Here is a 25,202-nt window from a genome sequence, read left to right on the forward strand (position 1 = left end):
CGGACCGCGCTTTCCGGACTACCGGTCCGGGCCGGCCCGGTGCTCTTCGCTTTGGCGGGAAGCCGTTGCGTCGAGTGCCGGTGAGGCATAGATTGCGCGGCCCGGCGGATCCGAAGAATCCTGCAAACGGGCTACCGGGACATTCGGCGGAGAACTCGGTCTACCGGAGATCGCACGGAAGGAGGAACGGCGCGCGGGCCCAAACCTGACAGCCAGCTGTAAGCATGAGGCCGCGGCGGGCGGGACTACATCTTTGGCTGGGTACCGAGGTCTGCGCCGCTAGGCTCAGGCAATCAGCGCAGCATCGTCCAAAGGTGCAGGGTGGCCGGGCCGAGAAGCCCGAATCCCGCGGCGAGCAGCAGGACGAACACCATGCGCCTGACCGCGCGCATCGAATCGGCCGAGGCGTAACGGCGCACCAGCCAGGTGAGCCCGACCACGACCGGAAGCGCCTCCAGGCTCAACCACAAGGTGGAGACCTTGAGCGTGCCCTGCCAGGTCACCAGGGAAAGCCGCAATACCGCGTTGAAGGAAAACAGCACAAGCAGGGTGTTGCGGATCACGGCCAGCGGCAGGGGCTGGCGGTACAGGTGATACACCATCGGCGGACCCGCGCTCGAGAAGAGACCGCCCAGCACGCCGGAAATCGTGCCGAAGAAAACGAAGGAGCCACGGCCGGACACCCGTTCGAGCGGCTGGGTGCGCAACACGAGCAACATGGCACAGGCCAGAATGGTGAGACCGAGCAGCCACTGCAGCACGATCGTCATGCTGCCGCTGATCCAGTCGAGCGCGAACACGCCGAACGTGACGCCCACCATGCTGCTCAGCAGCGCGGGGCGCAGCAGATTCCAGTCGACCTGCGGCCGGCTGCGCCCCATGGCCACCACGGCGTTGATGAGCGTGAGGATGCTGACGGTGTTCGACACGTCGGGCAGCGGCGCGAGCGCGAACAGGCCCGCGAGCCCCAGCAGCACGAGCCCGAACGCAAAGCCCGTCATGGTCTGGGCGTAGGTGGCGAGCGCGACGAAGACGAGAAACAGGATGTGGTCGGCGAGGCTCATGCGCGGCCCGCCGGCTTGACGCGTTGACGGCCCGCATACAGATTGAGCGCCAGCCCGCCCAGAACCAGGGCGGCCGCCGTGAGCTTCCATGCCTGCAGGGCTTCGGAGAGCAACAGCGCGGACGACAGCATGCCGAACACCGGCACGAGCAGCGCGGTGGGCGCGACCGTGGCGGCCGGATGCCGTGCCAGCAGCCAGTTCCAGGCGCCGAAACCAAACACGGTATTGCCCAGGGCCTGCCACAGCACGGTGCTCCAGCCCGCCCAGCTGGCATGCAGGAGCGCCTGCGCGATCTGCTGCGGCCCTTCGACGCTCAGGCTGATGAGGCTGGTGGGGATGATGGCGAACAGACTGCTCCAGGCCATGAAGGCCGCCGCGTTGACCTTGCCCGCGCGCCGCACGATGGTGTTGGCGCAGGCCCAGCAGAACGCCGCGGCCAGCACCAGCGCCAGGCCGGTGAGCGTGACGGCGGCAGCCGGATCGGCACCCGTGTGCCAGGCCACCACGCCATAGCCCACCACCGCCAGGATCAGGGCCACGCCCTGCAGCCAGCGCAGGCGCTCGCCCGTGAGCACCATTGCCATCAGGATGGTGAAGAACACCTGCGATTGCACCACCAGCGACGCGAGGCCGGGGGTGATGTCGTGCTGCATGGCCCAATACAGGAGCCCGAACTGACCCGCACCCAGCAGCGTGCCGACCGCCGCGAGCGAGGTCCACGGCACCGCGGGGCGGCGAAACACGAAGATCCACGGCAGCGCCGAAAAGAAGAAGCGCAGCGCCGCGTACAGAAAGGGCGGAAAGTCGGCCAGCCCCCACTTGATGACCACGAAGTTGGTGCCCCAGATGAACACGACGGACAGGGCCAGGAACAAATGACTCAAGGGCATGGCGAGGTCACGAGACACCCTGCGGAGCGCGTCGTGTTCGAGGAAGAAGTTGTGGGCGCAACGAGTGTCGCCGCAAAGAGCAATGAGTGTACCGAGTCGCGGGTGATCGCGCTGACGCGGCGTTCAGCAAGCGGTAAGGCATCGGACGACGGGCCGGTAAAGCCATCCGCCGGTCGTGACTCACGGTAGCACGAAGGGTCAGGCGTCGGCGTCGTACTTGCGCGCGCTGCCGCGAAAGGCGCCGGCGGGATACTTGACGGCGTTCTTGGCCATCTTCTGCTCGACAGCCGCGGCAATATCGACGCCGAGTTTGTCGGCCAGCGCGACCAGATACAGCTGCACGTCGGCGATCTCGTCGATCACCGCGGCGCGCTGCGCGTCGGTGAGCGCGCGGGATTCGGCTTCGGTGAGCCACTGGAACTCGGCCACGAGCTCACCGGCCTCGCCGGCGAGCGCCATGGCGAGATTCTTGGGGCTATGGAATTGCTCCCAATCGCGTTCGGCGGTGAAACGGCGCACCGCAATTCGCATGGCTTGCAGGTCGGACATGATGCCTCCGGGTAATTAAATCGCCAGCCGCTGACGCGCCGCCAGCGCGACGGCCACCGTGGTGTGGACGTCGGCCAGCGCCCGGTGGGTCGGCACGCGTGCCCCGATATGGTCCGCCAGCAGGCCCAGCTTGTGCGAGGGCAGCTCCGGCCACGCGCGCCGCGCGAGCTGCAAGGTGCAGTGCACCGGCGCGTCGAACGCACGGCCCAGCCGCTCGGCCGTGGCGCGCAGAAAGCGCGTATCGAACGAGGCGTTGTGAAAGAACACTGGACCGCCCTCGATGAAACTCAGGAACTCGTCGAAAGCCTGCATGACGGGCAAGCCATCGCGATCCACCTCGATCTGCGAAATGCCGGTCAGGCGCGAGATGAAGGACGGGACCGGGCCACCGATGCGTACGACCTGGGAGTACTCGCGCTCGATACGGCCCTCGGCGGACACGGCCACCGCCGCGAACTCGAGAATCTCGCAACTCGCCGCCGACAGTCCGGTGGTTTCCAGGTCGGCGACCCAGAAGGGGCCGCCCAGCGCGGACAGCGCCGCGTTCAACGGGGCGGCGGCCGATCGGGCGGCGGATTTGGCGGCCGGTCGGCGGGTCGGGAAGGCGGGCGTACCGGTGCGGCGGAAATAAGTCATGGGCGGCGTGCGAAAGTCGGGACGGCCCGGCACGGCGGGAGGCCGGGCCGGGGCTGCGATTGTACGGGCGGAATTCCGCTGACGCCCCGGGCCTCCTCTATGAGAATGTGGCGCGACCGCCACGTCCGGGCCGCAGGTCTTATATAAGATATAAGACATTTGCTTGCCGGGGCCGCTTGCCTCTACAATCGCTGCCACAAACCCTTCTTCCAACCCGACTTTACGCAGGCTCCTCATGCTGGAAACGTATCGCAAACACGTGGCCGAGCGCGCCGCGCTGGGTATCCCCGCGCTGCCCCTCTCGGCTCAACAAACCGCTGATCTGATCGAATTGCTGAAGAGCCCGCCCGCCGGGGAAGAGCAATTCCTGCTCGACCTGCTGACGCACCGCGTGCCCGCTGGCGTGGACGATGCCGCCAAGGTCAAGGCCTCCTACCTGGCCGCCGTCGCGCTGGGTAAAGAATCGTGTGCACTGATCAGCCGCGCCAAGGCGACCGAACTGCTGGGCACCATGCTCGGCGGCTACAACATTGGCCCGCTGATCGAACTGCTCGACGACGCCGAAGTCGGTACGGTTGCCGCCGAAGCCCTGAAAAAAACCCTGTTGATGTTCGACGCCTTCCACGACGTGAAGGACAAGGCCGACAAGGGCAACGCCAACGCGCGCGCCGTGATGCAGAGCTGGGCCGATGCCGAATGGTTCACCAGCCGTCCCGAAGTGCCGCAGAGCCTGACCATCACGGTCTTCAAGGTGCCTGGCGAGACCAACACCGACGATCTGTCGCCCGCCCCCGACGCCACGACCCGCCCCGACATTCCGATGCACGCGCTCGCGATGCTGAAGAACAAGCGTGAAGGCGCCGCGTTCCAGCCGGAGGAAGACGGCAAGCGCGGCCCGATCAAGTTCATCGAGTCGCTGAAGGACAAGGGCCACCTGGTCGCCTACGTGGGTGACGTGGTCGGCACGGGCTCGTCGCGCAAATCGGCCACCAACTCGGTGCTCTGGTTCACGGGCGAAGACATCCCCTTCGTGCCGAACAAGCGTTTCGGCGGCGTGTGCCTGGGCAGCAAGATCGCCCCCATCTTCTACAACACCATGGAAGATGCCGGCGCCCTGCCGATCGAACTCGACGTCTCCAAGATGGAGATGGGCGACGTGGTCGAGCTGCGCCCGTACGATGGCAAGGCCCTGAAAAACGGCGAAGTCATCGCTGAATTCGAAGTGAAGTCGGACGTGCTGTTCGACGAAGTGCGCGCCGGTGGCCGCATTCCGCTGATCATCGGCCGCGGCCTGACCGCCAAGGCGCGCGAGGCCCTCGGCCTGGCGCCCTCGACCCTGTTCCGCCTGCCCAACAACCCCGTCGACAGCGGCCGCGGTTTCTCGCTGGCGCAGAAGATGGTCGGCCGCGCCTGCGGCCTGCCGGCAGGCCAGGGCATCCGCCCGGGTACCTACTGCGAACCCAAGATGACCTCGGTCGGCAGCCAGGACACGACCGGCCCCATGACCCGCGACGAGCTGAAGGACCTGGCCTGCCTGGGCTTCTCGGCCGACCTCGTCATGCAGTCGTTCTGCCACACCGCCGCCTATCCCAAGCCCGTCGACGTCAAGACGCACCACACGCTGCCGCAGTTCATCAGCACGCGTGGCGGCATCTCGCTGCGCCCGGGCGATGGCGTGATCCACTCGTGGCTCAACCGCATGCTGCTGCCCGACACGGTCGGCACCGGCGGCGACTCGCACACGCGCTTCCCGATCGGAATCTCGTTCCCGGCCGGCTCGGGCCTGGTGGCCTTCGCCGCCGCCACCGGCGTGATGCCGCTGGACATGCCGGAATCGGTGCTGGTGCGCTTCAAGGGCAAGATGCAGCCCGGCGTCACCCTGCGTGACCTGGTCAATGCCATCCCGCTCTACGCGATCAAGCAAGACATGCTGACCGTGGCCAAGCAAGGCAAGAAGAACATCTTCTCGGGCCGCATTCTGGAAATCGAAGGTCTGCCCGACCTGAAGGTCGAACAGGCGTTCGAGCTGTCCGATGCTTCCGCCGAGCGTTCGGCCGCCGGTTGCACGGTGCACCTGAACAAAGAACCGATCATCGAGTACATCAACAGCAACATCGTGATGCTGAAGTGGATGATCGCCAACGGCTACGAAGACGAGCGCTCGCTGGCTCGCCGCATCAAGGCCATGGAAGCCTGGCTGGCCGCCCCGCAACTGCTCCAGCCCGACGCCGACGCCGAGTATGCCGCCGTGATCGAGATCGATCTGGCCGACATCCATGAGCCGATCGTGGCCTGCCCGAACGACCCCGACGACGTGAAGACGCTGTCGGACGTGGCCGGCGCGAAGATCGACGAAGTGTTCATCGGCAGCTGCATGACCAACATCGGTCACTTCCGTGCCGCCTCCAAGCTGCTCGAAGGCAAGCGCGACATCCCCGTCAAGCTGTGGGTCGCTCCGCCGACCAAGATGGACGCCGCGCAACTGACCGAAGAAGGCCACTATGGCGTGTTCGGCACGGCCGGTGCCCGCACCGAAATGCCGGGCTGCTCGCTGTGCATGGGCAACCAGGCCCAGGTGCGCGAAGGCGCGACCGTGATGTCGACCAGCACCCGCAACTTCCCGAACCGCCTGGGCAAGAACACCAACGTGTACCTGGGTTCGGCCGAGCTGGCCGCCATCTGCTCGCGTCTGGGTCGCATCCCGACCAAGGACGAGTACATGGCCGACATGGGCGTCATCACCAAGAGCGGCGACCAGATCTATCAGTACCTGAACTTCGACAAGATCGCCGACTACAAGGATGTGGCCGACGTGATCGAAGTGTAAGACCGCAACGTGCGCCGGCCTGGCCGGCACACCACGCGACAAAGCCCCGCGGTGCGAGCCGCGGGGCTTTGTTTTGGGCGCACGGTCCGCGCGCTCGGCCGGCGGCAATGAAAAAGCCCCTCGCAACGCACAGGCGCGAGGGGCTTTTGACGCATCAGGCCGGAATCAGAATTCCATCGAGGCCGTCAGCGAGAAGGTGCGGGGGCCGCCCAGATTCAGGTAGCCGTTGCCGGGATAACCCCCGACCGACGACCAGTAGTCGCGGTTGGCGATGTTCTCGACACGCGCGCGCCAGGTCACCAGATGACCGCCGATGTCGGTCATGTAGCGCACGCCGGCGTCGAAGCGCGTCCAGCCGGGCACCTTGAGCGTGTTGGCCGCATTCGCGTAGCTCGAGCCGGTGTAGACCACGCGGCCGTCGACGGTCAGGCCCTGCACGCCGGGGATGTCCCATTCGACGCCGAGGTTGGCCTGGTATTCCGGCACGCCGATCACGCGCTTGCCGTCGGTGGTGTCGCTGCCGGTGTTGCGCTGCTTGGCATCGAGCCAGGTCAGGCCGCCCAGCACGCGCACGCTGCGCGTGACTTCGCCGTAGGTGGTGAGTTCGATGCCTTGGTGACGATCCTTGCCCGAGGCCGTGAAGGTGTTCTGCTCGTTCACGAAAGCACGCGGCTTGTCGGTGGAGAAGAACGCCAGGCCGCCGCCCAGACCGTCGCGCTCGACCTTGACGCCCACTTCTTTCTGCTTGGAGACGTACGGCGACAGCATCTCGCCGCCGTTGGTGACGGGCGCGCTGTTGCTGGTGAGCGGCGCGGTGTCGCCCTGGACCAGGCCTTCGATGTAGTTCGCGTACAGCGACACCTCGGGCGTCACGCGGAACACGATGCCCGCGGCCGGCGAGTTGCGGCTCTTTTCGTAGGCGTTGCCGCCCACGCCGGTGTTGTAGGCGTACTCACGGGTGTAGAGCCGCTGGTGACGCACGCCGGCCGTCACCATCACACGGTCGTCCCAGAACGACAGCGTGTCGCCCAGCGCGTAGCTGGTCAGGCGCGTCACGCCCTGCTTCGCGGGATCGTCCATGTCGTTGCCGCGGAACGCCGAGGCGAGCGGCGTGGGCTTGCCATAGCTGACCGGATCGTAGAGGTTGGTCTGGAACCGGTTGGAGAAGTCCATCACATAGGCGTTCTTCTTTTCCAGATCGAAGTGCGAGGCCGACACGACGAACTCGTGCTTGACCGGGCCGGTCACGGCCTTGGCGCGCAGGCCGATCTCACCGGTGTTGACGGTGTCCTTGCGGGCGTTGTCGAAACGGTAGAAGTTGCCGTCGCCGGTGCTGCCGTTGGTCACGGTCACGTTGGCCAGCGAGTTTTCTTCCTTGCTGTGGCGCATGCCATAGGCGGCCCAGCCGGTGATGTTGTCGTTGAAGTCGTATTCGCCGCGCACCGAGCCGAACACGTCGCGCTCGTTGGAGTAGGTCCAGTCCTGTGCGTAGTTCTTGCGTGCATCCGGGGCCGAGGGCACCGAGGTCACGCCCGGGCCGAGCGTGACGTTCGGACGCGTGCGCTTGAGGCGGTTGTCCTGGTAGCCGATGTCGGCCGACACGCGGGCGCGATCGCCGCGCCAGTCCAGGCCCAGGAACACGGCCGTGTTGCGGCTGCGCTCGTCATCGATGGCGCCTTCGCCGCCGCGCTGCGCGACGTTCAGGCGCACGCCGAAGCTGTCGTCAGGACCGAAGCGGCGCGCCACGTCGGCGGATGCCTCGAGCATGCTGTCGGTGCCGTAGCCCACGGTGAAGCGATTGAGCGGCTCGTTCGGCGCGCGCTTGGGCACCAGGTTGATCACGCCACCAATGCCGCCGCCGCCAGGCGCGGCGCCCGTCAGGAACGCCGACGCGCCGCGCAGCACTTCGACGCGCTCGAACAGCTGCGTCGAGATGTATTGGCGCGGCAGCAGGCCATAGAGGCCGTTGTACGCGATGTCGTCCGAGCCCAGGATGAAGCCGCGGATGAAGTAGGACTCCTGGAAGTTGCCGAAGCCGCGCGCCACGCGCACGCCCGGGTCGTTCTGCAGCACATCGCCCACGCCGTGCGCCTGCTTGTCCTGGATCAGCTCGTTGGTATAGGACGTGATCGAGAACGGCGTTTCGAGGTTGCTGCGGGTGCCGAGGATACCCACGCGCGAGCCGGTGGCGACCTGGCCGCCGGCGAACGGGGCGGCCAGACCGCCCGCGGAGGCGTCGGCGCTCGCCTCGACCTTGACGGTGTCGAGCGTGACGGTGCTGTCCTGTGCGGACGTGGCGGTCTGGGCGAGCGCGCTCGCCACATACCAGGGCAGCACGGCGGCCAGCCACGCGAGATTCTGTTTTCTCATGCTTGATAGATTCCCGTGGACGCGGCAACCGGGACGGGCCACGTCGTTGTTTTTTTTGCGAAGTGCCGCGCCCGGGGCGGGCGCGCGATCGCTGCGGTGACTGCGCGGTGATGAGCCCGAAGCCCCTGACCGCATTGCTCGCCACGCAGCGAGACGAGCCCGCATTTTAGCGATCAGGAATCATTATCATTTTTGTAACGGCCAAAAAAAGCCGCGCCCGTTGCAACAAAACCACGGCTTACCGCTCTCTGAAAGGCAGAAACCACGTTTCGGGGCCCGACGACGCAATAAATTATCGGACCCGCGTCTGGCGTAACGATTGGTTTCTCTGCTTGTAGAATGCAGGTGGGACGCGGCGATGCGTCCCCCTGCCCCACACCACGTCAAGGAACGCCATGCGAGCCCGTATGCCGACGCTGGTGGCGGTGCTCGCCCTGTCCGGGTGCGCGTCGACCGCCCCGCCCGCCAATCCCGAGGACATCTGCGCCATCTTCCGGGAGAAGCCCGATTGGCACAGCGCCGCCTTGCGCGCGCAGAAGAAGTGGGGCGCGCCGGTCCACGTGCCGATCGCGATGATGTATCAGGAGTCGAGCTTCAAGCATGACGCCCTGCCCCCGCGCTATTACTTCCTCGGCTTCATTCCGTGGGGCCGGGTCAGCAGCGCGTACGGCTATGCGCAAGCCAAGGACGAGACCTGGGCCGATTACAAGCGCGACGCGGGCGGGTGGACGTCGAGCCGCAGCAACTTCGACGATGCCCTGGACTTCATGGGCTGGTACATGAGCAAGACCCAGCGCATCAATGGCATCTCCAAATGGGACGCCTACGGCCAGTACCTCAACTATCACGAGGGCTGGACCGGCTATCGCAATCGCAGCTACGAACGCAAGGCCTGGCTGATGCGCGTGTCGCAGCAGGTGCAGGCGCGCGCCGAGCGGTTCGGCGCACAGTACCGCCAGTGCGAAGGCGAGCTGACGCGGGGCGGCTGGCTCTTCTGAGCGCGCAGGCCCGCGCCGCGCGGCCGTTCAGGTGCGATAGGACGGATCCAGGCGGTCGGCCAGGCGCAGCAGCGCGGGCCATTCCATCTGGCCGTAGGGGCGGCGGGTGCCCGGCTGGTATTGCTTCCAGGTGCCTTCCTGCACCTCGGCCGACAGCGCCGTGATCGGCGTGTTGCAGGCCATGGCGGCGAGCTGGGCCCGGCACGAAACCTCGAGGCGGTGCATCCAGTTGAAGGCCTCGCCGATCGTGCGGCCCACCGTGAGCAGACCGTGATTGCGCAGGATCAGCGCTTCGCCCTGCCCCAGATCGGCCACCAGCGAGGCCTGCTCGCGCGTGTCGAGCACCACGCCCTCGTAGTCGTGATAGCCGATGCGCAGAAAGCGCAGCGCGGTCTGGGTCATGGGGAGCAGCCCGCATTCGAGCGACGACAGCGCCATGCCGGCCCAGGTGTGCGTGTGGATCACGCAATCGACCTCCGGCCGCGCGTGATGCACCGCCGAGTGAATGACGAAACCGGCCTTGTTCACGCCATAGCGCAGTTCGCCGAAGTCGGGCGCCGACAGCACGTTGCCGTCATGGTCGATCTTGATGAGGCTGGACGCCGTGATTTCTTCGTACAGCAGGCCATAGGCATTGATCAGGAATGCCCCTTGCTCGCCCGGCACGCGCAGGGAAATGTGGTTGGCGATCATGTCGGACATGCCGTAATGCGCCACCAGCCGATAGCAGGCCGCGAGATCGATGCGCGCCTGCCACTCGGCCGGCGTGCAGCGATCCTGCATGGACGGAATCTGGAGTTCGTGCGCAAGGCGTTGCTCGGCCATTCTGAGGACCTCGATGTGTCAGGAGTGTGACCCATCGTAGTCAGAGTGGCGCGCGCGTGGCATGACGGATTTCGAACGCCGCGTTTCCTGCCTGCCGCAACCGGACAAGCCGGATGTCAGAGATTCTTGGTACAAATGGGGGCGTAGCCCTGACGACACGCGCGCCGGAACTTTGACGCGGGCTTTAGGTCTTATATAAGATATAAGACATCCGCCGCTGCGCAGGCCGCACGTCGATGACAAACGCGGGGAAACGCCAGAAAATGGCGGATTCTCGCGGTCAAACCCCATGGAGTCCATCATGCCGCACAACACGCTCGACACGCTCAAGACCTTCAAGATTGGCAAGAAACCCTGTCAGTTCTACTCGTTGCCGGCGCTGGGCCAATCGCTCGGCATCGACGTGCAGCGCCTGCCGGTGTCGATCCGCATCGTGCTGGAATCGGTGCTGCGCAATTGCGATGGCAAGAAGGTCACCGAAGAACACGTGCGCCAGTTGGCGAACTGGCAGCCCAACGCCCGCCGGGAAGACGAGATTCCCTTCGTGGTCGCGCGCGTGGTCCTGCAGGATTTCACCGGCGTGCCGCTGTTGGCCGACATCGCCGCCATGCGGTCGGTGGCCGACAAGATGGGCAAGAATCCCAAGAGCATCGAGCCGCTGGTGCCGGTCGATCTGGTCGTCGACCACTCGGTGATGATCGATTACTTCGGCACGAAGAACGCGCTCGACCTCAACATGAAGCTGGAATTCCAGCGCAACCGTGAACGCTATCAGTTCATGAAGTGGGGCATGCAGGCCTTCGATACCTTCGGCGTGGTGCCTCCGGGCTTCGGCATCGTCCACCAGGTCAATCTCGAGTACCTGGCCCGCGGCGTGCACTTCGACAAGAAGAACGAGGTCTACTATCCCGATTCGCTGGTGGGCACCGACAGCCACACCACGATGATCAACGGTATCGGCGTGGTGGGCTGGGGCGTGGGCGGCATCGAAGCCGAGGCCGGCATGCTGGGCCAGCCGGTGTATTTCCTGACCCCGGACGTCGTGGGCGTCGAGCTCAAGGGCCAACTGCGCGGCGGCGTGACCGCCACCGACCTCGTGCTCACGATCACCGAACTGCTGCGCCGTGAGAAGGTCGTGGGCAAGTTCGTCGAGTTCTGTGGCGAAGGCACCGCGAGCCTGTCCGTGACCGACCGCGCCACCATCGGCAACATGGCGCCCGAGTATGGCGCGACCATGGGCTTCTTCCCGGTCGACGAGCGCACCATCGACTACTTCGAAGGCACCGGCCGCACGCCCGAAGAGATCGCCGCGTTCGAAGCCTATTTCAAGGCGCAGAAGATGTTCGGCGTGCCCGATGCACGCGACATCAACTACACCAAGCTGCTCACGCTCGACCTCGGCACCGTGGCGCCGTCGCTGGCTGGCCCGAAGCGTCCGCAAGACCGCATCGAGATCGGTAACGTCAAGAACACCTTCATCGACCTGTATTCCAAGCCGACCTCCGAGAACGGCTTCAACCAGCCGGCCGAGAAGCTGAACGAGGTGTTCACCACCAGCGCCGGGACGCGCATCAAGAACGGCGACATCCTGATCGCCGCCATCACGTCGTGCACCAACACGTCCAACCCCAGCGTGCTGCTGGCGGCGGGCCTGCTGGCCAAGAAGGCGGTCGAAGCCGGTCTGAAGGTGCCCAAGCACATCAAGACTTCGCTCGCCCCCGGCTCGCGCGTGGTGACCGAATACCTGACCAAGACGGGCCTCCTGCCCTACCTCGAGAAGCTCGGCTTCGACGTGGCCGCCTACGGCTGCACCACCTGCATCGGCAACGCCGGCGACCTCACGCCCGACCTGAACGAGGCGATCGTGAACAACGACCTGGTGTGCTCGGCCGTGCTGTCGGGCAACCGCAACTTCGAGGCGCGCATCCACCCGAACATCAAGGCCAACTTCCTGGCCTCGCCCCCGCTGGTCGTGGCGTACGCGCTGGCCGGCACGGTTACCCGTGACCTCATGACCGAACCGGTGGGCAAGGGCAAGAACGGCGACGTGTGGCTCGGCGATATCTGGCCGTCGAACGAAGAGATCGACGCGCTGGTCAAGTTCGCCATGAACCCCGACGCCTTCAAGGCCAACTACAGCCAGGTCAAGACCAACCCGGGCAAGCTCTGGGAAAACATCAAGGGCGTGGCCGGCGAAACCTACAACTGGCCCGACTCCACCTACATCGCCGAGCCGCCGTTCTTCGACGACTTCGGCATGACCCCGGGCACGATTCCCGTCGTGAAGGGCGCGCGCGCGCTGGGCGTGTTCGGCGACTCGGTCACCACCGACCACATCTCGCCCGCGGGCTCGATCAAGGAAACCTCGCCCGCCGGCAAGTGGCTCAAGGAAAACGGCGTGATGAAGGCCGACTTCAACAGCTACGGCTCGCGCCGCGGCAATCACGAGATCATGATGCGCGGCACCTTCGCCAACGTGCGCATCAAGAACCTGATGATTCCCCCGCGTCCGGACGGCAGCCGCTTCGAAGGCGGCGAGACGCTGTTCCAGCCCACCGGCGAACAGATGTCGATCTACGACGCGGCCATGAAGTATGTGGCCGAAGGCACCCCGTCGGTCGTGTTCGGCGGCGAGGAATACGGCACGGGCTCCTCGCGCGACTGGGCCGCCAAGGGCACCCAGCTGCTGGGGGTGAAGGCCGTGATCACGCGCAGCTTCGAACGCATCCACCGTAGCAACCTGGTGGGCATGGGCGTGCTGCCGCTGCAGTTCAAGGGCGATGACAGCGTGCAGACCCTGGGGATCACCGGTGAAGAAACCTACGATATCTCGGGCCTGGAACACGGCATCAAGCCGATGCAGGACGTCACGCTGACGATCCACCGCAAGGACGGCACCTCGCAGGACGTGACGGTGCTGCTGCGCATCGATACGCCGATCGAGGTGGATTACTACCTCCACGGCGGCATCCTACCCTTCGTGCTGCGTCAGCTGCTCGCCGCCTGATCCCGGCAAGCAAGCCCGACGAGAGAACCCGCGTGGCCTGCCGGCCGCGCGGGTTTTTTCTTGCCTCGGTGGGCAGCCTCGGCGGGCGGCCTGGGTCGGTAGTCTCGGTGTGCCGCCTCAGTGAGCCACTATTGCGCGCTCAGGCCTGGGGTGCGGCGCCGAACTGGTACGCGTCCATCGCGAGCGCGGCATAACTGACCTCGTCGGTCAGGCGGCGCGGCGCACAGGCCGCGTCGGCCGGCGTGTCGCCCGCCCCGAGCGCCACGTAGAGCGGCATCAGGTGCTCGTCGTGCGGATGCGCCTGGTGCGCGCCCGGCGCCTGGCTCTGCCAGTCGAACAGCGCGGGCAGGTCGCGCCGCGCCAGCCGGTCGGCATACCAGCTCTGGAACGCAGGGACGTAGGCATGCGCCGGCGCCATCTGCGGCATCCGCACGTCGCGCAGATTGTGCGTGAGCGAACCGGAGCCGATGATCAGAATGCCCTCGTCACGCAAGGGCGCCAGCGCCTGACCGAGCGCGTACTGGCCGCGCGCGTCGCGGCTCATGTCGAGCGAGAGCTGCACCACCGGCACGTCGGCGTCGGGATAGAGGTAGCGCAGCGGGACCCAGGCGCCATGATCCAGCGGCCGGCGCGGGTCGTTGTCGGCGGCGATGCCGGCCTCGGCCAGCAGCGCGCGCACCCGCTCGGCCAGCGCCGGCGAGCCGGGCGCGCCGTATTGCAGATGGTAGAGCTCGGGCGGAAACCCGCCGAAGTCGTGCCAGGCGACCTGGCGATCGCGCGTGGACACCGCGAGCCCCTGTCCCATCCAGTGCGGCGACACCACGAGAATGCCGCGCGGCCGCGCCGCGAGGCCGGCGCTCCAGTCGGCCAACGCGTGGCCGGTCTGGCCGGGCTCCACGGCCAGCATGGGCGAGCCGTGCGAAACGAATAAGGTGGGCCAAAGCATGGCGCGTCTTCCTGTAGATCCAATGACCCGATTCTGCCGATATTGAAACGAGCAATAAACCCCGCGCGGCGGCATAGGCTGTTGCAGATCGAGCAACAGGCCGGAGTGCATCGGCGCGCCGGGGCGTTAAACTACGCTGTTACGCATCCAGTACCTACGAACTCAATGGCCCGTTCCCGCAGCCAGACCCCCTCCCGCCTGAATCGCGATGCCACGCGCCTGGTCGCCCTGGCGCAAGCGCTCAACCGTTCCGGCAGCCGTGTCGAAGACCTGTTTTGGGAGGCACAGCTGGCCAACGCCGTGCCCAAGCTGCTGCGCGCGGGCAACGACGCGCCGCTCGAGGCCGCGCTCGATCATCTGGCGCAGCACGACATCGGTGCCTACGAGGTGCTGATCGAACAGGCCGAAACCCTGTCCGAGTCCACGGCGATCGAGAAAAACGGCGTACGGCACGACGTCATGCTGCTGGTCGCGCCGATCGCCGCCTGGACCCGCTACACCATTCCTACCGGCCCGATCTCCGCGTCGGCGCAGGAAGCGCTGCTGGCGCAGTTGCACGGCCACGTGCTGGCCAGCAATGCGCGGGTCGCGCTGCTGCCCCATCTGGTCAGCATCGATCAGATGCCGCGCACCTTCTCCGAAACCTGGCAATGGCTGCAACGCCTGGGCTCGCACGCGCTCGGCGCCGAGACCGCCAAGCCGGTGATCAATACCGCCGTCGAGACGGCCAATATGCTGGCCGACACGCGCTACGTGGTGGCGGCCGTGGCCGTGCCCGAGCACGGCGCCTTCTTCCGCTGGCAAGAACACTTCGACGAGCCGGGCAACACGCGCGAGGCGTGTCTGGCGCAGTGGGTCGAGCAGGCCCAGCCCACCTTCGCCACGCTGCTGCCTGGCTGCGGGCTCGACCTGTTGCTGCCCGACGCCTACTACGTGAGCAACCGCGAAGCCGACCGCCGTGTGCGGCCCCTGTCGCTGCGCGCGGCGGTGAGCTGGCTCGAGAGCGCGGTCAACCTGGAACCCTCGCAACTGCGCGCGGTGATCGCGGGTTGCGGCGAAGCGCAGATCGATGAGTACCGCGTCGGCTTCACGGCACGCAACAGCAACGACGTCTACTACGGCTGCGTCTGGCCCGTGTACGGCCGCGAAGACGAGCCCGCCCCCGGCGAAGAAGACGAAGGCGTGCCGGACGCGATGGACCAGATCGCGGCGCTGCTCAAGGAGTATGGCGTGAGCGACGTGCGCCGCATTCCCGGCGTGCTGCCGCCCGAGTACTGCGAAGACTGCGGCGCGCCGCACTTCCCGAATCCGCTCGGCGAACTCGTCCACGCCGAGCTGCCCGAAGACGCCGAGACGGCGCCCACGCAGTTTCACTGAGCGCAGCGATGCGCGCCGACATCTTCTGCCGTGTCGTCGACAACTACGGCGACATCGGCGTGTGCTGGCGCCTGGCGCGCCGCCTCGCCCACGGCCGGGGCTGGCAGGTGCGGCTGTGGGTCGACGACCTCGATGCGTTCGCCCGGATCGAGCCCGGCGTGCAGCCGGCGCTCGCGACCCAGACACTGCAGAACATCGCGGTGCGCCACTGGCGCGAGCCCTTGACCGAGCTCGACCCCGGCGATGTGGTGATCGAGGCGTTTGCCTGCGATCCGCCCGCCGAGTTCATCGCCGCCATGCGCGCCACGCACCCCCTGTGGATCAATCTCGAATACCTCAGCGCCGAGGCCTGGGTCGAGAGCTGCCACGGCCTGCCCTCGCAGCAACCCAGCGGACTGGTGAAGCACTTCTTCTTTCCGGGCTTTACGGCGGCCACCGGCGGGCTCATCCGCGAGCCGGGCCTGAGCGCCGCGCGCGACGCGTGGCAGGCCGATCGCCCGGCCCAGGACGAGTTTCTGCGGCGCCTCGGCGTGCCCGAATCCGTGATCGCGCGCCGTCATGCCGGGGCGCGTCTGGCCACGCTGTTCTGCTATCCGCAGGCCCCGGCCGCCGACCTGGCCCGGGGGCTGGCGGCGCTGCCCGAAGGCGCGATCCTGCTCGTGCCGCAGGGCGTGGCGCCCGCGCTGGACGGCGTCGCGCTTTCCGGCCTGGACATCGTGCGCGTGCCCTTCGTGCCTCAACCCGATTTCGACCGGCTGCTGTGGCTGGCCGATCTCAATCTGGTGCGCGGCGAGGATTCGTTCGTGCGGGCGGCCTGGGCGGGCCGGCCATTTCTGTGGCAGATCTATCCGCAGCAAGACGCGGTGCACCTGACCAAGCTCGACGCGTGGCTCGCGCGCTACGATCTGCCGGCGCCCGCGCGGGCGTTGATGCAGGCCTGGAATGCTGCCGCCGCCACCGACGTGGCCACGCTCGCCGGCGCGGCACTGGCCGATGGCCCCTGGCAGGCCTGGGAAAACACGGCCCGGGAGTGGGACAAAGCGCAGGCCGCGCTCCCCGATTTGGGGGACACACTGGCCGATTTCTGTACTGATCTAAGCAAGACGCGCTAGAATAGACAGTTTTCTGCGGCGTCCATCCTGGTGATCAAACCGGGCATGCCGGGCGCAACAGACTCACTGACAGCCTCCCGGGGCACGCATGCGGTGTACGGCCAGCCTACCTGGCAGCCGAACCGATTGCGCGCTAGCACGGCGAGTGCGCCATATCACCCCCGGAGTTTTAATCGATGAAAACCGCTCAGGAATTGCGAGTCGGCAACGTGGTCATGGTCGGCAAGGATCCCCTCGTGGTCCAGAAGACCGAATACAACAAGTCCGGCCGTAACGCCGCCGTCGTCAAGCTGAAGTTCAAGAACCTGCTGACGGCCTCGGCCAGCGAGTCCGTGTACAAGGCCGACGAAAAGTTCGACGTGGTCATGCTCGAGCGCAAAGAGTGCACCTACTCGTACTTCGGCGATCCGATGTACGTGTTCATGGACACCGAGTACAACCAGTACGAAATCGAAGCCGAGAGCATGGGCGACGCCCTGAACTACCTCGAGCAAGATATGCCCGTTGAAGTGGTGTTCTACGACGGCCGCGCCATCTCGGTCGAACTGCCCACCATCCTGGTTCGCGAAATCACCTACACCGAGCCCGCCGTCCGTGGCGACACCTCGGGCAAGGTGCTCAAGCCCGCCAAGATCAACACCGGCTACGAACTCAGCGTGCCGCTGTTCTGCGCCATCGGCGACAAGATCGAAATCGACACCCGCACCAACGAATACCGCAGCCGCGTCAACTGATCCGGCTGCCGCATTCGCGGCGAAAAAGCCCGCCCTGCCTTACGGCAGTGCGGGCTTTTTCTTTGGTGTCTCGCAACGGCTCGGGTGAGGCGGCGGGGCCGCGGCGCTTATTGCAGCTGGTCGTCGTCGAGAAAGGTCGGAACGGTCATGACCGCAATGCCTTCCTCGGCCAGCTCCGCGCGTTCGTCGGCCGTGGCCGTGCCGCGAATGGGCCGGTCATCGGCCTCGCCGTCGTGGATGCGGCGGGCCTCGGCGGCGAAGCCCGGGCCCACGTCTTCGGTGTTGCGCACCCATTGCCGCACCTGGCGCAGCACTTCGGCCTGCAGCTTGGCCAGTTCGGGAGGCAGCGGCGGTGCGCCGGGCCGCGACGGCGCGGCGGCGGGCGCGGGCGCCGCGCCGCGCAGATGCGCGACGTTCAGGCGCGGTGCCGACAGGCGCTTGACGATGCCGCGCGAGTCGCAGACCGGGCAGGCCACGAGGCCGCGCGCCTGTTGCGCGTCGTAGTCGTCATGCGAGGCGAACCAGCCTTCGAACAGGTGGCCGCGGTCGCATTCGAGGTCAAAAACTTTGAAAGCCATGATGAGGAGGGCCCGTGGTCGGGCCAGGCCGGACGCGCCAGCCGAGGCGCGCCGTAGCGCGTTGCCCGCGCGTGGATCGCGGCGGGAGGAGCGGCGGGTGGCAAAGCCCCCACCGCCCGGGTCATGTTACTTCGGTGCGCGCGCCTTGGGCGCGGAGAGACGGGCCTGCTCGGCCTGCAGCGCGTCGATCTGACGCTGCAACGCACGCAACTGCTCGCGGACGTCTTTGTTCTGGTCGGCCAGGGCCTGGGCTTCCTGGCGTGCCTGTGCCTGACGCTCGGCGACCAGCTGCTCCTGCTGCTGACGCTGCTGGCGATCGGCCTGCAGCGAGGCGAGCTCGGCGTTGCGCGCGGCGAGCTGAGCTTCGGCCTGGGTGTAGTCGGCCTGCATGCGGATGCGGCGGATGTCGACCTCGGCCAGATCGGCGGAGCGGGCGACGAAGCTGCGATACACCGCTTCGGCCTGCTGCGCGGACTTGGTCTTGTAGACCTGCCAGAAATCCTTTTGCTGGAACAGCGCGACGTAATAGGTGAGCTCGTCGGGGCGGAACAACAGGCTGGCGCCGTAGTTGCCGTTATAGCTGGTGCGCAGCTCGGAGACCTGACGGCTCTGGATCATGCCCTGCAGCTCGGTAGCCGTGGAACTGGCGCGAGGCGGCGTGGGGGCCGCCGGCGCGGGTGCCGGTGCCGGCGCCGGAGGCGTGACGGGCGTGTTGGCCGCGTCTTTGTTTTCGACCTGCTGGACAGCGGGGCGCTCGGGGGCCGGCTGAGTGCTGGCGCAACCGGCCAGACCCGTGATGAACAGGCCAGCGAGCATCAGGCGCATACCTGCACCCCTGTGTTGGATTTCCACTTTTTTATCCCCTACCCCTAGGCAGTAAGTTCGGAACTATAGCAACAGATTGCGAATTATCGCACCCAAATGCCACGGGTTTTCCTGGGTTATTCCCGCATTTACGCGCGCCGCCGGCCTCAGAAGTCGGCCATGCCGTCCACCGGCTCGCCCTGGGTTTCGCCGAGCCGGAATTTGCGCATCTTTTCCCACAGCACCTTGCGGCTGATGCCCAGCGCGTGCGCGGTGTCCTGGCGGCGCCAGCCGTTGGCCTCGAGCGCGGCCAGCACGCGTTCGCGTTCGCTGCGTTCGGCGGGGCTGTAGACCGGCGCGGCCTGCGCCGCGGCGGGCGGCGCCTCCGGCGTGGCGCGTGGCGTGGCGGGCGCAGGCGGCATCTGGCGCGCGTGCCGGTTGAGCACGAGTTCGATGCGCGCCGGATCCCAGCCACGCAACTGACGGCGGATGATGGCCACCCGCTCGGCCAGATTGGAGAGTTCGCGCACGTTGCCCGCGAACTGCATCTGCTCGATTCGTTGCAGCAGCCAGGGCGGCACTTCGTCGTGTTCGGACACGCCATGACGTTGCAGCAGCGCCTGGAAAATCGCGCGCTTCTCGGCGGGGCCGCGCTCTTCGAGGCTGGGAATGCGCAGCTCGATCACGGCGAGCCGGTAGTACAGGTCGGCGCGAAAATCGCCTTCCGCCACCAGCGTGCGCAGATCCTTGTTGGTGGCCGCCACCAGCCGGAACGACACCGGAATCTCGGTGGACGAGCCCAGCCGCGTGACCGTGCTCTGCTCGAGCACGCGCAGCAGCTTCACCTGCTGATAAAGCGGAAGATCGCCGATTTCATCCAGAAAGAGCGTGCCGCCATGGGCCTGCTCGAAATAGCCTTTGTGCGCGCCCACCGCGCCGGTAAAGGCGCCTTTGGCATGGCCGAAGAAATGCGCCTCGAACAGACCCTCGGGAATGGCGCCGCAGTTCACGGCCACGAACGGCCCGTCCGACCAGGAGGCGTCATCGTGCAGCAGCCGGGCCACGCGTTCTTTGCCGACGCCCGTCTCGCCATGCACCAGCACGTTGGCGCGCACGTCGGCGAACATGCGGGCTTCGTCGAGCAGGTCGCGCATCACCGGCGACACCGCGACCAGGGCGGGCGCCGCGGGCGCCTCGGGCTCGTTGGCCTTCTGCGAAATGCCGGCCACGCGGAACAGCAGCCGCCGCAGCTCGGCGCCCGTGAAGCCCAGGGGCAGCGTGTAGGAATATTCGGGCGGGTAGAAGCGCGGGTCGTGGCTGCGCACTTCGCCGGCCACCCAGATCACGGGGATGCCCTGCGCGGCCAGCCAGTCGAAGCCGGCGAAGCGCGCATCGCCCATCATCGTGACCGACACCAGCGCCACGGCCGGACGCGCGCGGTCCCGGTCGGCCGCGAACGTAAGACCGGCCTCGGCGCGGATCAGCGTCGCGTCGTAACCCGCGAGCGCGCGCTCGGCCCGCGCGGCGATATCCGAGGTGCCTTCCCAGACGTACAGGTCGAGGCCATCGTTGAGCAGGGTTTCGCTCATGAGCGGCTCCGGCGATCAGTAGACAAGCTGGACTCCCGTTCCATCACAATCCATCGACATCAAATGCACGTCGGTCTGGCCCACGCGCAGACCGATCACGTTCTCGATCAGCGGCTTGAGCAGCCCCGTACCGATCTGATCCAGCGTGGGCCGCAGCATCTCGAGCAGGAAGCCGACCAGGCCCAGCACGACGTTGGGCGGGCCGCCGGCGGTGGGCGTGGCGGCCAGCGTATTGCTGATCTGCTGCATGCAGCCCGCGACCGTCCCGCCGATCGGGATGCCCAGAATGCGCGTGGTGCATTGATTGGTCGGCAACAAGGCGCCGACCACATCGCCCAGCGTTTTGACCACGGTGCCGACCAGGTTGTTGACCAGCCCCCCGACACTGCCCAGCAGACCGCTGACGTTCAGGGTCACGAGGCTGGTCAGCAGATTGGCCGTGGTGTTGGGCAGGCCGGTGAGAAAGCCGCTGAGATTGGTCGGGGCGTCTTTGATCTGGTTGAGTGCGGCCTGCGTGCGCGAGCTGCGGCAGCCGAAGCCGGTCGCGTTCTGCTGCGCCGTGATCGCATCGGTGCAGGCGGCCGTGGCGGTGCCGTTCCAGAGCTCCTGCGCCAGCTTGTCGATGACCTGGGTCCGGGTGCCCCCCGGCAGATTCCCGCCCGCCTGCAGCGAATTGCCGAGCAAGGCGCCGAGCAAGGCATCGGTGACGTTCTTCACGGTCGTCCCGAGCAGGAGCGGATTGTCGGTGGCCGGCACCGATTGCGTCTGCCCGACGTAGAAATCGGCGGCGCCGTTGGCCGGCAGCGCGTTGATCACCAGCGGCGGATTCGGCTGCACCGACGCGAGCTCGGCACCGAGCAGCGCCACGCTCAGCAGCTTTTTGGGCTGAAGGCCCTGCTCGCAGCTCGCGCTGGTCGAGAACGGCCAGTTGGCCGGCGCACCCGGCGGCGGACCGCCGACGCACAGCTTGAGGATGGACGAGGTGACCGCGATGTTGGCCAGATCGCGATTCGCCGCGTCACGGCGCTGACAAAGCTGGGTCAGCGTGCCATGGCCGTCCACCAGATCCAGGGTGATCGGCAGGTCGATCGAGACCTTGAGCAGCGAGCTGATCGGAGGTGGCAGCGACGCAGTGGAAATCTGGATCGGCGCGTACACCCGCACCTGCGCCGAATAGGCGGTGGTGCCCACGCCGCCGATGGCGATCGAGGGCGGCTCGATCACGCTGAAGCGCGGCGTCACGGTGACCAGCCCGCCCAGGCTCACGGCGGTGCCGCCCTGCACGGCATGGCCGCCGGTGCCCACCCCGATCGCGGTGGACAGCACCTGCAGCGCATCGAGCTCGAGATTGAGCGCGGAGCTGGCGTCACCCGAGGTGATGTTGGCGAAGAGCGCGCCGTTGCGGCCGGGCGTGGTGGAGCCCAGCTTGACCTGCAGGTTGGACACCCCGAGCTTGGTCTGTATGGCCTGCAACAGGCCCACGTTGGCCGCCACCAGCTCATTGCGGCCCGCGACGGTGACGACCGCGTTCAGCACGTCGCCCAGCGGCCGGGTGTTGGCGGCGAGCAGCTGATTGAAATCGGCCAGCGAGATATTGGCGGGCACCGGAATGCCGAGCGCCTGCAGCAGCCCGGCAGGCGTGATCTTCACGTTGGCCAGCCCGCTGTCGTAACCGGCCAGCGAGGTGCCGCTGAGATTGAGGCCGACCTGGCTGAGCAGATTGGTCAGCACGCCGGGCTTGGCCGCGATCAGCTTGGTGCCGACGGAAAAGGCCGCGACGGGCTCGCCGGGCCGCGCGCCGATCGCCTCGACCGAAATCGTGGTGCCGCCCAGGTAAGGCACCAGCGCAGGCGCCGGCATCGATAGCGCCACGCGTACCGCGTTGTAGCGCTCTCCGGCCGCGATCGGCCGGATGAATCGCGGTGCGAGCGAGGCGTTGCTGCTGTCCCAGCGGTGGCAGGTGCTGGCGACGTTGGTGGTCTGTGCATGCGCGCCCAGGTTGGCGCGCGCGTTGGCGTTCGCGGCGGCCGAGGCGGCCGTGCAATTGGCCTGCGCGCCCGCCCCCAGCAATTGCGCGGCGGTGAGCGCGGCGAGGTCCGCGGCCTTCTGCAGCTCGCGCTTCATGTAATAGAAGTAGCCGAGCTGCGCGCCGCCCAACAGCACCAGCCCGATCAGGATGACGAGGGCCGCGGGCATCAGGATCGAACCCTGCTGCCCGGCGGCCGGCGTGCGGAAGCGGCGCGGTCCCATGATGGCGCGGGCGGGCTCAGCCGCCGCCCCCCGAGCCGGACTTGTTCTCGATGCGCGTGCCGAACCACTGCGGCAGCGGCTGCTCGAAGCTCTGGATATAGCGCTGCCAGGCCGCGCTGGCGACCGGCCCCTGCAGCGGCAGGCCCGGTCCGGCACGCCGGCCGTCGGCCTGCGCGGCCATCAGGGCACGGGTCACGGCGCCGGGCCGGTCCAGATCGTCCGCGCCGGCGCGCGCGGCGGGAGCGGCGGCCGATGCCGCGGCGGCCGATGCCGCGGCGGCGGCCGCCGGTTGCGACGGCACCTGGCGCACGGCGGCACTGGCGTCGGCCGGAGGCGGCGGGACCGGCGTCACGGCCCCGGGGGTCGCGGCCCCGGGTGTCGCGGCACCAGCCGCCGCGGCACCGCTTCCCGCAGGAACAGGCGTGGCCTGAGCCACCGGCGTGGCGGCCGAGGCCGCGGGGGGCGCAGGCGGCGTGAGCGGTGCACGCAGCTGCGCCGCGGCCGGGCCGCAGATCAGCACGCTCGCAAGCACGGCGGCCAGGGAAAGCGGAGATCGATGCATGAGAGGCCTCACGATGCGTTCAGGTCAGGGGGTGGCCGCGCCCGCGGCGGGATTGCCCATCCGGTCGAGCAGCGGCCGTTGCAGGACCGGCATGGGCATGGCGGCGGAGACCGGGCTGGCGGCGGGAGAGGACGCATCGGCGACCGCGCGGCCGCTGGCATCCACCTGCCGCACGGACGGGCGCGCCGCGTCGGCCCGGGCCGCATCGGCCCGCGTCGCATCGCCACCCGGCCTGTCGCGGCCCGGCCCGTCGCCACCCGCCATCTCACGGCCCGGCCTGTCGCGGCCCGGCACCATAGACACGGCCGCGATGGCCTGCGGCGGCGCGACGGCGCTCTGGCGTTGCGCCTGCCGGACCTCGTCGGCGAGCTGTACGACACGCTCGCGCGCCGGCTCGGACAATCCGGCCTGGTCCATCACCTGATGCGCCGCGAGCGCATCGCCGCTCACCAGCAACAGCAGCGCGAGATTGCCGATGATGCGGGCATTGCCCGGGTCGAGCTCGGCGGCCTGACCCAGCGGCACGCGCGCGGCGGCGGGATCGCCCGCGCGCAACAACGCATAGCCGAGGTCACCCAGATATTGCGGATCGGTGGGGCGCATCCGCGCCGCCCGGCCCAGTTTGTCGGCCGCATCCTCGAAGTTGTTCTGTGCACCGGCGAGCAGGCCCAGCCCATGCCAGCCCCGCGCGGCCTGATCGCCATTCAGCAGCGCGCGGTACGCCTGTTCGGCGGCCGCGGGCTGGCCGGTCATGCGCAGCGCGTCGGCACGCAATGCCGCCACCTCGCCCCCTTCGCCATACGACTGCCGATAGGCATCGATGTACGCGAGCGAGGCGAAGTAACGGCCATCGCGCTGCGACTCGCGGATCAGCGAGAGCGCGACCTCGGGGGGCGTCGCGGCATTGCGCCGCATCGATTCGTCGGCCTTTTCCTGGGCCAGGGCCTGTTCGCGCTGCTGATCGCGCATGAGCTGCTGCGCGGTTTCGACGCGCGATGTCTGGCAGGCGGTCAGCGCGCCCAGCGCCGCCGCCGCCATCGCGATGCGCGCCCACGGCGCGAATCGGTCATGTTGTTTCATGGACTGCCTCCTCCAATCTGCGACAGGCCTCGGATGACGGCGATGAAACCCGATCCGCCGGTGACGATGAGCAGCGCCGGCAAGAGCGTCATCACCATCACGCCGGTCATCTTCACCGTCATCTTCGCCACCTTGGCCTTGAGGTCGAGCTTGCGCTTTTCGCGCACCCGCTCGCTAAAGCGCGCCAGCGGTTCCTGGACCGCGCCCCCGTGCTTGTCGATCTGGACCATCAGCCGGCAGATCGCCGTGAGGTCGTCGTTGTCATAACCCTCGGCCAGGCGCGCGAGCGACTGCTCGCGGGTGCGGCCGCGTGTGTGGGCCTCGGCAGCCACGCGCAGCTCCTGGCCGATGACCGGCATCGCCACGCGAAAGTCGTGCACCAGCACGTGAATGCTCTGATCCAGCGAGAGGCCCACCCCCTGCAGCAGCCGCATCAGGTCGATCAACAGTGGCAGCTCCTGGCCGGCCTGGCGGCGGCGCTGCGACCAGCGGCGCATCAACCACCATTTGGGCCCCATCCACCCCAGCGCGAAGCCGAAGAACATGAGGGCGGAGATGCCAGCCCAGCCCATGTCGGGCCAGCGCGCATCGGCGAGCATCCAGAGCGACAGCGGCAGCGCCAGCACCAGAAACACGCGCGAGGCAATGAAGAGCCCGCGCGCGCGCGCCACGTCCGCGAAACCGCAGGCCTCGACCAGCCGCCGGTCTTCGTCGGCCAGCAGGGAGTCGCCCAGGCGCCCCGCGCCCATGCGCAGGCCCGCATCGCTCGCCGCGTGCGTCACGGCCTCGATGTGCGCCCGGGGCGTGCGTGGCGCCTCCTCGACGGGCAGCGCGCGCCCTTCCCGCGCGGCCAGCGCGCGTTCGACGGTGCGCAGATTGCGCCCCTGCCGCCCCACGCGCGCCATCAGCGCGGCGCCCACGATCAGGCAGCCCACCATCAGCGCAACGATGGCGCCGACGAGCAGCCAGCGGGCGACGGGATCGTTGAGCATCATCGCCATGGC

The 25,202-nt window shown here is 67.6% G+C and carries 20 protein-coding genes; 6 read left to right on the forward strand and 14 right to left on the reverse strand.

Annotated features, from left to right (window positions below):
• Positions 1 to 293 precede the first annotated feature (293 nt).
• From CAL25_RS17195 to CAL25_RS17210, 4 genes are all read right to left on the reverse strand, one after another.
• Complete coding sequence (locus CAL25_RS17195) at positions 294 to 1,064, reverse strand: sulfite exporter TauE/SafE family protein (RefSeq protein WP_094802249.1); 771 nt, start codon at positions 1,062 to 1,064, stop codon at positions 294 to 296.
• A complete protein-coding gene (locus CAL25_RS17200) occupies positions 1,061 to 1,954 on the reverse strand; it encodes an EamA family transporter (RefSeq protein ID WP_094802251.1) in 894 nt (297 codons plus the stop codon). The genes CAL25_RS17195 and CAL25_RS17200 overlap by 4 nt, the downstream gene beginning before the upstream one ends.
• Before the next feature lie 198 nt (positions 1,955 to 2,152).
• Complete coding sequence (locus CAL25_RS17205; protein WP_094802253.1) at positions 2,153 to 2,503, reverse strand: nucleotide pyrophosphohydrolase; 351 nt, start codon at positions 2,501 to 2,503, stop codon at positions 2,153 to 2,155.
• Positions 2,504 to 2,518: 15 nt separating this feature from the next.
• Positions 2,519 to 3,139: a 3'-5' exonuclease gene (locus tag CAL25_RS17210; protein WP_094802255.1), complete on the reverse strand. Its 621-nt coding sequence runs from the start codon at positions 3,137 to 3,139 to the stop codon at positions 2,519 to 2,521.
• Between the two features lie 235 nt (positions 3,140 to 3,374).
• Between CAL25_RS17210 and acnB the strand changes: the two genes are divergently transcribed.
• Positions 3,375 to 5,966 (forward strand): bifunctional aconitate hydratase 2/2-methylisocitrate dehydratase, encoded by a 2,592-nt coding sequence (gene acnB / locus CAL25_RS17215; RefSeq protein ID WP_094802257.1) that lies wholly within the window; start codon positions 3,375 to 3,377, stop codon positions 5,964 to 5,966.
• Positions 5,967 to 6,131: 165 nt separating this feature from the next.
• Here the strand turns inward: acnB and CAL25_RS17220 are convergent, their stop codons facing one another.
• Complete coding sequence (locus tag CAL25_RS17220) at positions 6,132 to 8,336, reverse strand: TonB-dependent receptor (protein ID WP_094802259.1); 2,205 nt, start codon at positions 8,334 to 8,336, stop codon at positions 6,132 to 6,134.
• A 395-nt stretch (positions 8,337 to 8,731) separates the two neighbouring features.
• Here CAL25_RS17220 and CAL25_RS17225 point away from each other — a divergent pair, with 395 nt between their 5' ends.
• Positions 8,732 to 9,334 carry a hypothetical protein gene (locus CAL25_RS17225; RefSeq protein ID WP_094802261.1) on the forward strand — a complete coding sequence of 201 codons (603 nt, stop codon included), beginning with the start codon at positions 8,732 to 8,734 and terminating at the stop codon, positions 9,332 to 9,334.
• A 27-nt stretch (positions 9,335 to 9,361) separates the two neighbouring features.
• On the opposite strand, the gene CAL25_RS17230 is transcribed toward CAL25_RS17225, so the two are convergent.
• Positions 9,362 to 10,159 (reverse strand): class II aldolase/adducin family protein, encoded by a 798-nt coding sequence (locus tag CAL25_RS17230; protein WP_094802263.1) that lies wholly within the window; start codon positions 10,157 to 10,159, stop codon positions 9,362 to 9,364.
• 301 nt (positions 10,160 to 10,460) lie between these two features.
• Here CAL25_RS17230 and acnA point away from each other — a divergent pair, with 301 nt between their 5' ends.
• A complete protein-coding gene (gene acnA, locus CAL25_RS17235) occupies positions 10,461 to 13,166 on the forward strand; it encodes an aconitate hydratase AcnA (RefSeq protein ID WP_094803227.1) in 2,706 nt (901 codons plus the stop codon).
• Positions 13,167 to 13,305: 139 nt separating this feature from the next.
• Here the strand turns inward: acnA and CAL25_RS17240 are convergent, their stop codons facing one another.
• Positions 13,306 to 14,112, reverse strand: coding sequence for a DODA-type extradiol aromatic ring-opening family dioxygenase (locus CAL25_RS17240; protein WP_170948524.1), 807 nt, complete (start codon positions 14,110 to 14,112; stop codon positions 13,306 to 13,308).
• 165 nt (positions 14,113 to 14,277) lie between these two features.
• Between CAL25_RS17240 and CAL25_RS17245 the strand changes: the two genes are divergently transcribed.
• From CAL25_RS17245 to efp, 3 genes are all read left to right on the forward strand, one after another.
• Complete coding sequence (locus CAL25_RS17245; RefSeq protein ID WP_094802265.1) at positions 14,278 to 15,489, forward strand: DUF2863 family protein; 1,212 nt, start codon at positions 14,278 to 14,280, stop codon at positions 15,487 to 15,489.
• An 8-nt stretch (positions 15,490 to 15,497) separates the two neighbouring features.
• Entirely contained in the window at positions 15,498 to 16,601 is a 1,104-nt protein-coding gene (gene earP / locus CAL25_RS17250) for an elongation factor P maturation arginine rhamnosyltransferase EarP (protein WP_094802267.1), read from the forward strand.
• A 176-nt stretch (positions 16,602 to 16,777) separates the two neighbouring features.
• Positions 16,778 to 17,335, forward strand: coding sequence for an elongation factor P (efp, locus tag CAL25_RS17255; RefSeq protein ID WP_094802269.1), 558 nt, complete (start codon positions 16,778 to 16,780; stop codon positions 17,333 to 17,335).
• A gap of 107 nt (positions 17,336 to 17,442) precedes the next feature.
• Here the strand turns inward: efp and CAL25_RS17260 are convergent, their stop codons facing one another.
• The 7 genes from CAL25_RS17260 to CAL25_RS17290 all read right to left on the reverse strand — a co-directional run bounded on the left by CAL25_RS17260 (position 17,443) and on the right by CAL25_RS17290 (position 25,199).
• The gene (locus tag CAL25_RS17260) at positions 17,443 to 17,913 is read right to left on the reverse strand and encodes a DUF1178 family protein (protein WP_094802271.1); all 471 of its coding nucleotides are present in this window, start codon (positions 17,911 to 17,913) and stop codon (positions 17,443 to 17,445) included.
• Between the two features lie 126 nt (positions 17,914 to 18,039).
• A complete protein-coding gene (locus CAL25_RS17265) occupies positions 18,040 to 18,765 on the reverse strand; it encodes a DUF2968 domain-containing protein (RefSeq protein WP_094802273.1) in 726 nt (241 codons plus the stop codon).
• A 119-nt stretch (positions 18,766 to 18,884) separates the two neighbouring features.
• Entirely contained in the window at positions 18,885 to 20,306 is a 1,422-nt protein-coding gene (locus tag CAL25_RS17270; RefSeq protein WP_094802275.1) for a sigma 54-interacting transcriptional regulator, read from the reverse strand.
• 15 nt (positions 20,307 to 20,321) lie between these two features.
• Positions 20,322 to 22,556, reverse strand: coding sequence for a pilus assembly protein TadG-related protein (locus CAL25_RS17275; protein ID WP_094802277.1), 2,235 nt, complete (start codon positions 22,554 to 22,556; stop codon positions 20,322 to 20,324).
• A 16-nt stretch (positions 22,557 to 22,572) separates the two neighbouring features.
• Positions 22,573 to 23,118, reverse strand: a complete 546-nt coding sequence (locus CAL25_RS17280) for a DUF3613 domain-containing protein (RefSeq protein ID WP_094802278.1) — start codon at positions 23,116 to 23,118, stop codon at positions 22,573 to 22,575.
• A gap of 24 nt (positions 23,119 to 23,142) precedes the next feature.
• The gene (locus CAL25_RS17285) at positions 23,143 to 24,198 is read right to left on the reverse strand and encodes a tetratricopeptide repeat protein (RefSeq protein ID WP_094802280.1); all 1,056 of its coding nucleotides are present in this window, start codon (positions 24,196 to 24,198) and stop codon (positions 23,143 to 23,145) included.
• A complete protein-coding gene (locus CAL25_RS17290) occupies positions 24,195 to 25,199 on the reverse strand; it encodes a type II secretion system F family protein (RefSeq protein ID WP_094802281.1) in 1,005 nt (334 codons plus the stop codon). Before CAL25_RS17290 ends, CAL25_RS17285 begins: the two co-directional genes overlap by 4 nt.
• Positions 25,200 to 25,202 lie beyond the last annotated feature (3 nt).

Source organism: Bordetella genomosp. 5 (genome assembly GCF_002261315.1).
GTDB lineage: Bacteria > Pseudomonadota > Gammaproteobacteria > Burkholderiales > Burkholderiaceae_B > Bordetella.